Annotated in this window: 12 protein-coding genes; 3 read left to right on the top strand and 9 right to left on the bottom strand. The window is 73.1% G+C overall.

Annotated elements, in window-relative coordinates:
- Nucleotides 1-2 precede the first annotated feature (2 nt).
- On the bottom strand, nucleotides 3-935 hold the full coding sequence (locus ABGB01_RS23260) for a GntR family transcriptional regulator (protein ID WP_347775645.1): 933 nt from the start codon (nucleotides 933-935) through the stop codon (nucleotides 3-5).
- Nucleotides 936-1,066: 131 nt separating this feature from the next.
- On the opposite strand from ABGB01_RS23260, the gene ABGB01_RS23255 reads away from it, so the two are divergent.
- A complete protein-coding gene (locus ABGB01_RS23255) occupies nucleotides 1,067-1,672 on the top strand; it encodes a GNAT family N-acetyltransferase (protein WP_347775644.1) in 606 nt (201 codons plus the stop codon).
- Between the two features lie 46 nt (nucleotides 1,673-1,718).
- Nucleotides 1,719-2,594 carry an alpha/beta hydrolase gene (locus ABGB01_RS23250; RefSeq protein ID WP_347775643.1) on the top strand — a complete coding sequence of 292 codons (876 nt, stop codon included), beginning with the start codon at nucleotides 1,719-1,721 and terminating at the stop codon, nucleotides 2,592-2,594.
- A 33-nt stretch (nucleotides 2,595-2,627) separates the two neighbouring features.
- On the opposite strand, the gene ABGB01_RS23245 is transcribed toward ABGB01_RS23250, so the two are convergent.
- From ABGB01_RS23245 to ABGB01_RS23230, 4 genes are all read right to left on the bottom strand, one after another.
- Nucleotides 2,628-3,572, bottom strand: a complete 945-nt coding sequence (locus ABGB01_RS23245; protein ID WP_347775642.1) for a GNAT family N-acetyltransferase — start codon at nucleotides 3,570-3,572, stop codon at nucleotides 2,628-2,630.
- A 46-nt stretch (nucleotides 3,573-3,618) separates the two neighbouring features.
- Nucleotides 3,619-4,512: a CoA ester lyase gene (locus tag ABGB01_RS23240; RefSeq protein WP_347775641.1), complete on the bottom strand. Its 894-nt coding sequence runs from the start codon at nucleotides 4,510-4,512 to the stop codon at nucleotides 3,619-3,621.
- Nucleotides 4,502-5,704 carry a CoA transferase gene (locus ABGB01_RS23235; protein WP_347775640.1) on the bottom strand — a complete coding sequence of 401 codons (1,203 nt, stop codon included), beginning with the start codon at nucleotides 5,702-5,704 and terminating at the stop codon, nucleotides 4,502-4,504. Before ABGB01_RS23235 ends, ABGB01_RS23240 begins: the two co-directional genes overlap by 11 nt.
- 83 nt (nucleotides 5,705-5,787) lie before the next feature.
- Nucleotides 5,788-6,732 (bottom strand): LysR family transcriptional regulator, encoded by a 945-nt coding sequence (locus ABGB01_RS23230; protein WP_347775639.1) that lies wholly within the window; start codon nucleotides 6,730-6,732, stop codon nucleotides 5,788-5,790.
- 110 nt (nucleotides 6,733-6,842) lie between these two features.
- Between ABGB01_RS23230 and ABGB01_RS23225 the strand changes: the two genes are divergently transcribed.
- A complete protein-coding gene (locus tag ABGB01_RS23225; RefSeq protein WP_347775638.1) occupies nucleotides 6,843-8,192 on the top strand; it encodes a citrate:proton symporter in 1,350 nt (449 codons plus the stop codon).
- Nucleotides 8,193-8,583: 391 nt separating this feature from the next.
- Here ABGB01_RS23225 and ABGB01_RS23220 read toward each other — a convergent pair whose 3' ends face one another.
- The 4 genes from ABGB01_RS23220 to ABGB01_RS23205 all read right to left on the bottom strand — a co-directional run bounded on the left by ABGB01_RS23220 (nucleotide 8,584) and on the right by ABGB01_RS23205 (nucleotide 12,541).
- On the bottom strand, nucleotides 8,584-9,270 hold the full coding sequence (locus ABGB01_RS23220; protein ID WP_347775637.1) for an N-acetylmannosamine-6-phosphate 2-epimerase: 687 nt from the start codon (nucleotides 9,268-9,270) through the stop codon (nucleotides 8,584-8,586).
- 121 nt (nucleotides 9,271-9,391) lie between these two features.
- On the bottom strand, nucleotides 9,392-10,399 hold the full coding sequence (locus ABGB01_RS23215) for an ROK family protein (protein WP_347775636.1): 1,008 nt from the start codon (nucleotides 10,397-10,399) through the stop codon (nucleotides 9,392-9,394).
- Nucleotides 10,396-11,112, bottom strand: coding sequence for a GntR family transcriptional regulator (locus tag ABGB01_RS23210; protein WP_347775635.1), 717 nt, complete (start codon nucleotides 11,110-11,112; stop codon nucleotides 10,396-10,398). The genes ABGB01_RS23215 and ABGB01_RS23210 overlap by 4 nt, the downstream gene beginning before the upstream one ends.
- Nucleotides 11,113-11,209: 97 nt before the next feature.
- Nucleotides 11,210-12,541 carry a mannitol dehydrogenase family protein gene (locus ABGB01_RS23205; protein WP_347775774.1) on the bottom strand — a complete coding sequence of 444 codons (1,332 nt, stop codon included), beginning with the start codon at nucleotides 12,539-12,541 and terminating at the stop codon, nucleotides 11,210-11,212.
- Between the last annotated feature and the right edge of the window lie 26 nt (nucleotides 12,542-12,567).

The raw sequence follows: 12,567 nt of genomic DNA, 5'->3' as shown, positions 1-12,567 counted from the left end.
GGTCAGGGCTGGTCCGCCACCAGGGCGGCGAAACCGTCGAGATGGCGGGCAAGGCTGTATTCGAACAATCCGTCCAAGTCCGACACCACGTCCTCCTGAGCCGTGGCCAGCAGCGGGAATCGTCCGCTGCCGAGGAGTTCGCCGGTCCGCTTCCGCTGGGACAGCCGCCACTGGTCGAGGGTCACGCCGGTCTCCTGCTCGGCTTCGACCTCGGCCGCCATGGACTGGGCGACGGGAATGACCAGCGCGTGCAGCGTGAGCGCCTCGCGCATCCGTGTCGCCATCGTCAGCCCGAGCCCGTCGAGCGCGCGCAGGGTCCACTCGGTGTGCGCCATCATGGCGGGCACGAGCAGCGGGCGGATGAACGAGACGGCGCTGGGCAGCCAGAGGTGTCGCCGGCACAACTCCCACTGCAGGCGGGCGACCAGTTCGAGCTTGGCCCGCCACCCGTCCGGCCCCGGGACGGGCAGCTCTGGTTCGCCGAAGGCCTCGTCGGCCATCTGCGTCACGAGCTCGTGCTTGCCGGCCACGTGGCGGTAGAGCGACATCGGTCCGACGTCGAGCTCGGCCGCGAGCCGCCTCATGGACACCGCGTCGAGCCCCTCGACGTCGGCGATCGCGATGGCGGTGCGGAGCACCTGCTTCCGGTCGAGTGCCGGTTTGGGGGTGGCGTCCTGCCGCCGTCTCGGGGCGGCAGGACGCAGCCGGCCCTCGCGGGCGCTGACCACCGTGCCGGCGCCGACCTTCGTTTCGACCAGCCCCTCGTCGCGGAGCGTGGCCATCACCCTGGTCGCGGTCGCGACCGCGACGCCCCAGCGCTGGGCGATCTGCCGGATGGAGGGCACACGATCGCCTGGCCGCAGGTCGCCGGCTTGGATCCGGGCGCGGAGCTCCGCGACGATCCGCCGGTAGGGCGCTTCTTTCTGCGACGGCATTGAACCTCCGGATCTGACGGCTGCATCGCCGAGCCAGTGTACTAGGTCATTCAATCTCGTACTAGTGCACTCTGTGCTCCATATTTTCTCTGCTCGCACACATTGGGGCGCCATGTCCATACGATGTACGCATGCCAGTTGATACACCGTACGCATCCGTGCGGCGGGCAGGCGACGCGGACCAGCAAAGGGTGCTGGACGTCCTGACCGAGGCGTTCATGAACGATCCCCTCGCCTGCTGGCTCTTCCCCGACGCGGGCGGGCGGGGTCGCCTCCAGGCGTACTTCTACCGCCCGATGCTCACCCACCCCACCGCTGAGGCGTACCTGGCCGGCGGTTCCGCGGGCGCCTCGGTGTGGCAGACGCCGGCCGCGGGCCGGACGCCCCACGAGGAGAACCCCGACGCAGTGGGCCAGAACGCGGTCCTCGGCGAGAGCGGCGCGCGGTTGCGGGCCCTGGGCCAGGCGCTGGCCCCGCGGCACCCCCAACACGAAGCCCACCTCTACCTCCCCTGCATGGGAGTGATCAGCGGGCGGCAGGGCGCCGGGCTCGGCTCGGCGATGTTGCGCCACCGGCTGGAACGAGCGGACGCCGACGGGCTCCCCGCCTACCTGGAGGCGAGTTCACCCCGCAGCCGCGCCCTCTACCAGCGGCATGGATTCGAGGACCGCGGCGAGCCCGTACGCGTGGCGGACAGCCCGCTCCTGTGGCCGATGTGGCGCCAACCGCGCCGCTGACCGCCGACCCCACCACCCGACAGACGGACAGAAGGAGACCACGTCCATGACAACCACCCACGACGCCGACCGGCGACCGCCCACCCTGGTGATCGTCCACGGCACCAACGCCTCGTCGGTTGCGGTTTCGGGACTGATCGGCGAACTCACCCTGCGCGGCCACCGCTGCGTGGCGGTCGACCTGCCGGGACACGGCCGCCAGGCGTTCTACCCCCGTTCGTACCAGGCGCCGCAGGACCTCGAGGCACTGGCGACCGAACCGTCGCCCCTCGCGAAGATCACCATCGACGACTACGTCGAGCACGTCGTGGACGTGGTGCGCCGCGCCCGGAGCCACGGGCCCGTGATCCTCGCCGGCATGAGCCAGGGAGGCGTCACCGTGAGCAGGGTCGGCAACGCCATCCCCGACCTGCTCGAGCGGGTCGTCTACGTCGCGGCGTACTGCTGCGTGGAGCTGCCGAACCTGACCGCCTATCTCGGGACGCCGGAGAACGGCGACAGCCTGCTTTCCCGGGTGACCGCGGCGATGGTCGCCGATCCGGCGGTCCTGGGAGTGAGCCGGCTCAACTGGCGTTCGGCCGACCCGGCGGTGTTCCAGGGCGTCAAGGAGGCCCTGGCCGGCGACTTCACCGACGAGGAGGTGAGCCGGCTGCTCAGCATGCTGGAGCCGGACGAGAGCGCGAGCATTCCCCTGGCCGAGGCGCGGGGCGAAACGCACACCTGGGGCCGGATTCCCCGGACCTACGTGCGGCTCACCCTCGACCGGCTGATCCCGCCGGCGCTGCAGGACCGGTTCATCGAGGAGGCCGACCGGCTCACTCCGGACAACCCGACCGACGTGCGCAGCGTCGCCGCACCCCATGTCGGCCCGTTCGACCGGCCCGAACTGGTGGAGATCTTCGCCGGGCTCCTCAGCCGCTGACCGGGGTGGGGGACCTCCCCCGGATGCCCCTGCTCACGGCCAGGTCATGATGATCGAGCGTTCGAAGTCGACGTATCCGGCGCGCCGGAAGGCGTTAGCCATGGGGACGTTGCCGAGGTCGGTGGCCGCCCGGATGCGCGGGACACCCTGCGCGGCGAGGATCCGGCTGCCTTCGGCGAGGATGTCGTCGATGTAGCCGTTGCCCCGGTGCGCGGGCACCACGGCGAGATAGCCGATGACGGGGTTGTAGTCGTTGCGGGCCGGGGTGACGAACCCCACCGGCTCGCCGTCCGGCAGCGTCGCGACCCGCCACCAGTCGCGCGGGCTGCGATAACGCGCGAGCTCGTCCTCGTAGTGTCCGACGGCGGCCTCGCGGGCGGGCATCCGGGTCAGGTCGTCCCTGCTGTGCGCGTCGAGGGTGCCGTCGAGGACCCGGGTCATCAGGGAGAGGATCTCCTCGGTGTCGCGGACCTGCCGGAACCTCAGGCGCCCGCTCGGCTCGGGGATCGGCGTTCCCGGACGCCACTCCAGGCGCAGGCGCTCGACGAACAGGCGGGCGCCGGTCCGTTCCAGCGCGGCCATGCGGTCCTCGACGGCGCGCCTGGCCGCCCCGTCGTCACGCCAGCCGGGCGGGACGAAGCGACCGTACTCGGGCGGCCGGGCCCCTGCCGGGACGACGCCGGCCATGGCGGTCCGCAACAGCCGCACGCCGACGTCCACGCGGTCGTCGTCCGGGCCGCCGTCGTCGAGGTCGAAGACGTCGAGGAGGAAGGGGGTTTCGTCACCGGCCCGGCACCACCAGGCGGCCCTGGCCACCAGGCGGTCGCCGCGAAGGGCGACCCACATCCACTGCGGTCGCCTGCGGCCGGCGGCGAGGTCGTCCGCGAGTTCCTCGTTGAGGACGTAGGGCAGCCGGGAGAAGAGGCCGAGTTCGTCGCGCCCGGTGATCGGGCGCACGGTCAGGTCGTTATTTTCCATCCGGCTGCAAGGTCTATCCGATCGCCGGGCCCGCGCGCCAACCCTTTCACGCGTCCGGCCGCGTGGCGTGGGCCCTGAGGACGGCCCGTGCTCTGGCCGCCATGGCCTCGTCCACCATGTCGCCCTCGAAGGTGATCGCGCCGGCCCCGCTCGCCTGGGCCCGGTCCACGGCGGCGACCAGCCGCTCGTAGCGGGCGAGCTCCTCGGGGCTCGGCGAGAACACCTCGTTGATCACCGGTACGTGGGACGGGTGGATGGCCATCATCCCCTCGTAGCCCAGGGAACGGTTCTGCCCGGCGAAGGCGCGCAGCCCGTCGAGGTCGGCGATGTCCGTCCACAGGCCCGCGACCGGGCAGGGCACGGCCGCGGCGCGCGCGTCGAGCAGGACGCGGGAGCGCAGGGCGAGGGTCTCCGTCCCGTCGCGGCTCCAGCGGTAGCCGACCGCGCGTTCGACGTCGCCGCCCTTGCCGGTGACCGCTCCGAGATAGGCGACGCGCGGGGCGGCGCGCCCGATCTCGTACGCCTCCCGCAGGGCGGCGGCGCTCTCCAGCAGCGGCACCAGGGCGAGCCGCCCCTCGGGCAGGCCGTGCTCGCGCTCGCACCAAATCAGCAGCCGGTCGGCCAGCCGCACGTCGGCGGGGCCGGTCACCTTGGGCAGGACCACCCCGGCCAGACGGGGGTGGGCGACGGCGCGCAGGTCCTCGGCGCCCGCCCAGCCGTCGAGCGGGTTGATCCGGACGAGGAGCGCCATGTCGCCGGTCGCGTTCGCGACGGCCTCGGCCACATCGGCGCGGGCGGCTGCCTTCCCGGCCGGCGGGACGGCGTCCTCGAGGTCGAGGATGGCCGCGTCGGCCCCCGCCGCCTCGGCCTTGGCGAGCCAGCCGGTCCTGGTGCCGGGGACGAACAGCAGGGAGCGCAGCCGCGGCCGGTCAGATGACACCGCGCTCCTCCAGCTTCGCCAGCTCGCCGGCGTCGAGCCCGAGCCAGTCGCGGTAGACGAGGGTGTTGTCCTCGCCGAGCGCGGGCCCGGTGCGCCAGACGCCGCCGGGCGCCTGGTGGAAGTGCGGCAGCGCGGCCTGCATGCGCACGGGCCCGAGGTCGGGGTCGTCGACGGTGACGATGTCGCCGCGTTCGGCGTAGACGGGGTCGGAGGCGATGTCCTCGGCGGTGAAGACGGGCGACGCGACCACCTCGGCCTCGGCGAACGCGCGCAGGCACTCCTCGGTGGTCCGCGCCGCCACCCAGCCGCGCAGGACGGCGTCCAGGCGTACGCGCCCGGCGAGTTGCTGCTCGGTGGTGGCGTACTCCTCCTCGGGCAGGCCCACGAGGCGGACGACGTTCAGGACCGAGCGCAGGGTGGCGGAGGTGACGGTGATCCATTGGGCGTCGGCCGAGAGGTAGGTGTTGATGACGGCGGCGGGCGCGACGGCCAGCTGGTTGCCGGACCTGCCGGGGACGACGCCCAGCTGGTCGTGGGTGATGACCTGCCACTCGACGAGCCGGAACAGCGGCTCGAAGAGGGCGAGGTCGATCCACTCGCCGTCGAACGACGGATCGTTCGCCCGGCGGTGCAGGGCGGCGAGCACGGCGTACGCGCCCATCAGCCCCGTCACCGCGTCCCCGTGGGAGAAGCCCGTGTGCACGGGCGGCCCGTCGGGGAAGCCGGTCAGGTGCACCACCCCGCTGCGGGCCTCGCCGACCTTGCCGAAGCCGGGGGCGTCGGCCAGTGACGAGGTCGCGCCGAACCCGGAGATCTGCAGCAGGACGGCCCGGGGGTTGATCCGGTGCACGGCCTCCCAGTCGAGCTCCCAGGCGCGCAGCCGCGACGCGCGCAGCGTGACGATCACGACGTCGGCCCAGGCCACCAGCCGGTGGGCGACCTGGCGGCCGCCGGGATCGTGCAGGTCCAGGGTGACGGAGCGCTTGTTGCGGCCGGCGACCTTGAACCACAGCGGCACGCCGTCACGCGCCGGCCCCATCGCGCGGGCGGCGTCGCCGGTGCCGGGCGGTTCGACGTGGACGACGTCCGCGCCCTGGTCGGCGAGCATGGACCCGGCCAGCGGCCCGGCGACCACGTGGGCGAACTCCACCACCTTCAAGCCGCGCAACTGCCCGCGCTGTTCAGAGGCCACGCATGAACTCCTTCGTCCTGGTCAACGGAAATTCATCGTGCATGGGCGGAGAAATGCGGGTCCAGCAGGACGACCGGATATATTCATGCGGTTCGTGCATCAGTGGCGATCCAGGCCGCGCCGGCCGGCACCTCCCGCCCTTCGGCACGGGCCTCGTCCAGCAGGTCGAGGAACGCGGCGGCGGCGGGCGGCAGGGTCCGCCGGGCCCGCACCACGATGTCCAGGCGCCGTTCGACCGCGGGCCCGGTCAGCTCGCGGTGCACGACGTGCCCCGGCCCCAGCAACGGCAGCACGAGCGCGGGCATCGCCGACACCCCGAGGCCGGCGGCGACCAGCCCGCCCACGGTCGCCACGTTGCCGGCCTCCGCCGCGGGCGTGACCACGGCACCGGCCTGCTCGAACGCCGCGTCGGTGAGCCTGCGCACGCTCGACTCAGGGCCGACGGCCAGGAACGGCTCGGCGGCCAGGTCCTCCCAGGTGACCTCGTCGCGGTCGGCGAGCGGATGGCTCTCCGGCAGCACGGCCCGGAAGCGGTCGCGGATCAGCGGGCGGTGCTCGAGCCGGTCGGAGGCCGTGCCCACGGTCGTGACGGCGAAGTCGGCGTCGCCGTTCAGCACCCTGCCCAGCACGGCGCGTTCGAGGCCGTCCATGATGCGCACGCTCACGTCCGGCCGCCTGCCGCGGAACGCGGAGATCATCCGGGGGAGCAGCACGGCCGCGACCGACGGGAGGGTGGCCATGGCGACCAGGCCGGACTCGCCGAGCAGGTAACGTCGCAGTTGTTTCATCCCCGACCGGTGGGCGTCGACGATCTGCTCGGCCACGCGCAGGGTCTCCTGGCCGGCCGCGGTGAGCTGCACGTTGCGGGTGTCGCGTTCCAGCAGCTGGACGCCGAGCACCCGTTCCAGGTCGGAGACGGCGCGGCTCAACGTCGACTGGGAGACGCGCAGGTGCGCGGCCGCGGCGGTGAATCCGGCGGCCCTGGCCACGGCGACGTAGGCGGCGAGTTGCCGCAGGCTGGCGTCCATGGCACCCACTGTTGCGCATATCGCATGGATAAATCCACTTTTGATGGTGGACGTGAAACGTCGGTGCTCGGAAACTTGCCCGTAACCTCCCGCCCGGCGAAAGGACCCCGATGATCGCGATCCTTGGCTTCCTCACCATCGGCCTGTTCCTGGTGTTGACCATGACCAGGCGCGTCTCGGTCCTGACCGCGCTCGTGCTGGTCCCCGTGGCCACGGCGCTCGTGGGCGGCTTCGCCGCCGGCATGGGCCCGATGATCCTCGAAGGGCTGGGCAAGGTCGCCCCCACCGGCATCATGATCGCCTTCGCTGTCCTGTACTTCAGCCTGATGATCGACACCGGCCTGTTCGATCCGCTGATCCGGGGCATCCTGCGCCTGGCCAAGGACGATCCGCTGCGCATCGCCGTCGGCACCGCCGTCCTCACCATGTGCGTGGCCCTCGACGGCGACGGGGCCTCCACGTTCCTCATCACCGTCTCGGCCCTGCTGCCCGTCTACAAGCGGCTCAACATGAGCCCTCTCGTGCTGACCGGTGTCGTCTGCCTGGGCGCCGGCGTGATGAACATGGTCCCCTGGGGCGGCCCGACCGCCCGCGCGATGGCGGTGCTGAAGCTGGACAGCTCCGAGGTGTTCGCCCCCGTGCTGCCCGCCATGGCCGCGGGCATCGTCTGGGTGCTGGTGGCGGCGTACCTGATCGGGCTGCGGGAACGCCGCCGCCTGGGCACCGTGGGCCTGCCGGTCGAGCCCCAGGTCGAGCCCCAGGTCGAGCCACAGGTCCAGGCCGAGTCCGGGCCGGTCCGCGGTGACGGGCCCGGCACGCGGCTCGCACCCGAGCGCAGGAGCGCGGCCCTGACCGCGTTCAACCTCGTTCTCACCGTCGTGCTGCTGGTCGCGCTGGTCCTGCAGGTGATGCCGCTGCCGGTGCTGTTCGTCCTCGGCTTCGCGATCGCCGCCGTCGTCAACCTCCCCACCTGGGAGAAGCAGCAGGCCCTGCTCGACAAGCACGCCAGGAGCGTCGTCCTGGTCACCACCATGATCTTCGCGGCCGGCGTCTTCACCGGCATCCTCACCGGGACCAAGATGATCGACCAGATGGCCACCGCGTTCGTCGGGGTCATCCCCGACTCCTTCGGCGGCCACCTGCCGCTGCTCGTGGCGATCACCAGCATGCCGCTCAGCCTCGTCTTCACTCCCGACGCCTACTACTTCGGCGTGCTGCCCGTGCTGGCGCAGACCGCCGGCGGCTTCGGCATCGAGCCGGCCGAGATCGCCAGGGCCGCCATCCTCGGCCAGATGACCACCGGATTCCCCCTCAGCCCGCTCACCGCGGCCACGTTCATCCTCGTCGGCATGAGCGGCGTGCAACTCGGCCAGCACCAGCGCTTCATCTTCGGCTGGGCGTTCGCCACCACCGCCGTCATGACCGTCGTCGCACTCCTGACCGGCGCCATCTCGATCTGAGGAGTTCTCGTCATGAAGTACGGCCGGATCCTCGTCGCCTCGCGTTCAGCGCCACCGACGGCAACATCGCGGTCGTGGTCGAGGACGTCGCCCCCGACGGCACGACCGTCCGCGTCACCCAGGGCCGGCTCAAGGCCGGCCACCCCTTCGGGCACCACCGCGCGGTGCCGGTCCGCCCCGGCAAGACGTACGGCCTGGAGATCCGCACCTGGCCGACCCACTACCGGCTCCCGGCCGGGCACAGCCGGCGGGCACGGGCCGGCGGTCAGCGCCGGCCCGTCACGATCGGCCCGTCACGATCGGCCCGTCACGATCGGCCCGTCACGATCGGCCCGTCACGATCGGGCGGTCACGGGCCGGCGGTCAGGAGGTGGACGGCACGGGCAGGAGGTCAGGGGCGGGCCTTCTCCAGGCCCTGGGCGAAACGCCGGGTGATGTCGGCGGGGCGGGTGATCGCGCCGCCGATGACGACGGCGTGCGCGCCCAGCTCGATCGCCCGGGCGGCCTGGCCGGGGGCGCCGATCCTGCCCTCGGCGAAGACCGGGACGTCCAGGCTGCCCGCCAGCACGGCCACCAGCTCCAGATCCGGCCCGTCAGGAGGCGGCGCAGCGGACGTGTAGCCGGACAGGGTCGTCGAGACGCAGTCGGCGCCGAGCTCGGCGGCGGTCAGGCCCTCCTCGGCGGTGGAGACGTCCGCCATGACGAGCGCCCCCGCCTGGTGCACGCCGGTGATCGTCTCGGCCAGGCTCCGGCCGTCAGGGCGGGGGCGGACGGTGGCGTCGACCGCCACGATGTCCGCTCCCGCCCGCGCCACCGTCAGGGCGTGCTGGAGCGTGGGCGTGATGTAGACGTCGCCGTCGCCGTCCTTCCACAGGCCGATCACCGGGACGGACACGGCCGCGCGGACGGCCTCGACGTCGGCCGGGCCGTTGATCCGCACGCCGGCCGCGCCGCCCAGGACGGCGGACCGCGCCATCGCGCTCATGAACTGCGGCCCGTGCAGCGGCTCGCCCTCGTAGGCCTGGCAGGAGACCACCAGGCCACCGCGCAGGAGTCCGAACACCTCGCTGTCGGTCATGCTCTTCCTTTCACTGCGGCGAGCGCACCCGCCGGGTCAGCCCGGTCGCGTCCCGGGTCCGAGGCCGTCTCGTGCCGGTCCGGGAGGTGCCTCATCCGCGCGCTCCGCCCCGGCGCGGGGTTCATCGGCGTGCCCGTTCCGCTTCCCCGGCGGCAGCGGCGGCGCCCACCAGCACCGCGTCGTCCCCGAGACGGGCGGTGACCACGGGAACGTCCGCCAGGACGGGCAGGACGCCGGCGGCCAGCGCGGCACGCAGCGGGGCCAGGTAGAGCTCTCCGGCGGCCAGCACCCCGCCCCCGAGGATCACCACGTCCGGATCCCAGACGTTCACGACGCCGGCCAGGGCCCTGCCCAGGGCACGTCCGCCGCGCGCCAGCACACCGACCGCGTCCGCGTCGCCGTCCCTGGCCGCCCCCACCACCCGCCGCAGATCACGACCCTGGTCACGGTCCAGATCACGGCGCAGGTCGATGCCCCTTTCACGGCGCCGGTCAGGGGGCAGGTCGCGGCGGGGGTCACTGCGGGGGGCACCGCGGGGGTCAGGGGCTTGCGGGGGCGGGGCGGTGGTGTAGGCGGCTGTCATGGCGGGGCCGCTGGCGACGGCCTCGACGTGGCCTTCGGCGCCGCACGAGCACGCCAGGCCCGCCGCCTCGGGGACAGGTACGTGCCCGACGTGGCCGGCGGCTCCGCGGACGCCGGTCACGACGCGGCCGTCCAGGGCGAGGGCTCCGCCGACGCCGGTGCCCACGGTGACGCCCAGGGCCGTCCCCCACGGGGAGCCCGCCAGCTCGCCGGCGAGGAACGCGTGCACGTCGTTGCGGACCAGCACGGGCAGGTCCAGCTCGGTCTCCAGCGACGCGGCCAGCGGCGTGCCCGCCCAGTCGCGGATCGCGTCCGTCGCTCCGGCGATCTTCCGGCCGGCCGGGTCGACGACTCCCGCCGTGCCCACCCCGGCGCAGGTGACGTCGTCCAGGCCGAGCTCGCGGGCCAGCCGCAGCACGGTCCGCACGACCGCCCGCGGTCCCTCCGCGGCCGGTGTCGGAGCGTACGCGTGGCGGAGGACCGTCCCTTCCGGCGTCACCAGCCCAGCGGCGATCTTGGTGCCGCCGATGTCGATGCCCAGCCTCACGTCCCGCGCCCCCTCGCGATCGACAGCCGGTAGTCGTAACGATCGGCGCGGTACAGGCTGACGGCCCGCTCCACCGCCCGGCCGCGCGCGTCGTGCGTCACCCGCGAGACCCGCAGCGCCGGGAAGTTGTTGGGCACGCCCAGCAGTTCGGCCTGCTCGCGGTTGACGACCGTGGCCGAGATGGTCTGGTCGGCGTGTTCGGGCGCGGCGCCCGCCGCCTCCAGCACGGCGTACAGGCTCTCCACGTGTCCGCGCGCGGCCAGGTCGGGCACCAGGTGCTCGGGGACCCAGGCGTTCTCCAGGCACATCGGCTCGCCGTCGGCGGTGCGCAGCCGGGTGATGCGCACGACCGGCGTGCCCGGCTCGAGGAACAGGTCGCGGGCCACGTCGATCTCGGCGGGCTCGCTCGCCAGCACGAGCAGCCTGCCGCCCGGCTTCATGCGCCTGGCCCTGATGTCCTCGCTGAACGAGCTGAACGTCAGCGACTTGGTGATCTTGCCGGGGTCGGCGACGAACGTGCCCGACCCCTGGACCCGGTAGACGCGGCCGTCACGTGCCAGGCCCTCGATGGCCTGGCGCACCGTCATGCGGCTGACGTTGTACTGCTGCATCAGCTCGCGCTCGCTCGGCAGCGGGTCGTGCGGCGCCATCCGCGCCTCGATGAGGTCGGTGAGGACGCGCCGGAGCGTTTCGTACTTGGTCTCCTGCGTCATCCCCCTGGCCGCCCTTCTAAGTGGTCCGTACCACTAGAAGGGAATCCTGGCCGTCAGGGGAGCAATATGTCAAATGTCCAGGGACAGGTCCGTACCACTACGCGAGTGCGCGGAGGGTGGCGGGCAGGCCGCCGGCGTCGAGCCGCTCCAGGCAGTCGGTCACCAGCGCGCGGAAGACCCGGTCGCCGGGGAGATCGGCGCCGAAGATCTCCTCGATCGCCAGCAGGCGGTTCACGGTCGCCGCGGCGGAGGCCCTCTCGTCGCCGCGCAGCCGGTCGGCCAGCGGGTCGGCGAGCTCGCGGGCCGTGGTGACGTACCGCATCCACCCGGCCACGGCCAGCGCGATCCAGCGGGGTTCGTGCCCGCCCGCCAGCCTCTCGCGGGCCGGGTCGAGCAGGCGCTGGGGCAACTTCTGCGAGCCGTCCATTGCGATCTGCGCGACGCGGTGCCGCAGGCCGGGGTTGGCGAACCTGGCCTGCAACGACTCCTTGTACCGCGTGAGGTCGAAGCCCTCCAGCCCGTCCAGGGTGGGGGAGAGGTCGTCGTCCATCAGCCGGCGCAGGAACCCGGCGAACACGGGATCGCCCACGGCCTCGGACACGTGCGCCGCGCCCGACAGGTAGGCGATGGCCGAATGGCTGCCGTTGAGCAGGCGCAGCTTCATGCGTTCGTACGGCCGGACGTCTCCCACCAGCAGCGCGCCCGCCTGATCCCACGCGGGCCGGTCACCGGCGAAACGATCCTCGATCACCCACTGCGTGAACGGCTCGGTGACGACCGCGCCCAGGTCGGTCACGCCGAGCCTGGCGGCCATGTCGTCCAGGTCGGCCTGCGTGGTCGCGGGAACGATCCGGTCGACCATGGAGGCGGGGAAGGTCACGTTCTCCGCGACCCAGGCGAGCACCGGAGGCTCGCACAGGTCCGCCACGAGCGCGGCGAGGGTGGCGCCGTTGCCGGGCAGGTTGTCGCAGGAGATGACGGTGAGCGGGCCCGCGTCCGCGGCGGCCCGGGCGCGCAGCCCGGCGACGAGCCTGCCGATCGCGCCCCGCGGGTCACGCCGGTACGCCCGCTCCGTGATCGTCAGCGTGACCACCGCCGTGTCCGGGGCGCTCAGCCGGGCCGCCAGGTCGTCACCGGGGGCGAGCACTTCGCGTACGGCGCCGACCACGCGGGCCTCCTCGCCGGCGCGCACGCCGTACAGGCAGTCCTGAGGGCGGAGCCGGTCGGCCACGTCGGTGCTGCGCTGGCTGGCCCCGCAGACGCCCCAGCGGTCGTCGCCGGTCGCGGCCATGGCGCGCTCGGTGTAGACCGCCTGGTGGGCCCGGTGGAAGGCGCCGATGCCCAGGTGCACGACGCCGGTCGCGCGCGGCTCCGCGAGCGGGCGCGCGGCCGGCGCGACCCTGGACAGGGTGGCGCGGCTGAGCCTCACCAAGAGTGCACGCTCCCGCCGGCGAC

Origin of the sequence: Nonomuraea sp. B5E05 (assembly GCF_039880665.1) — a bacterium.
Classification (GTDB): domain Bacteria; phylum Actinomycetota; class Actinomycetes; order Streptosporangiales; family Streptosporangiaceae; genus Nonomuraea.
This window is presented reverse-complemented; position numbering and strand designations above follow the sequence as displayed.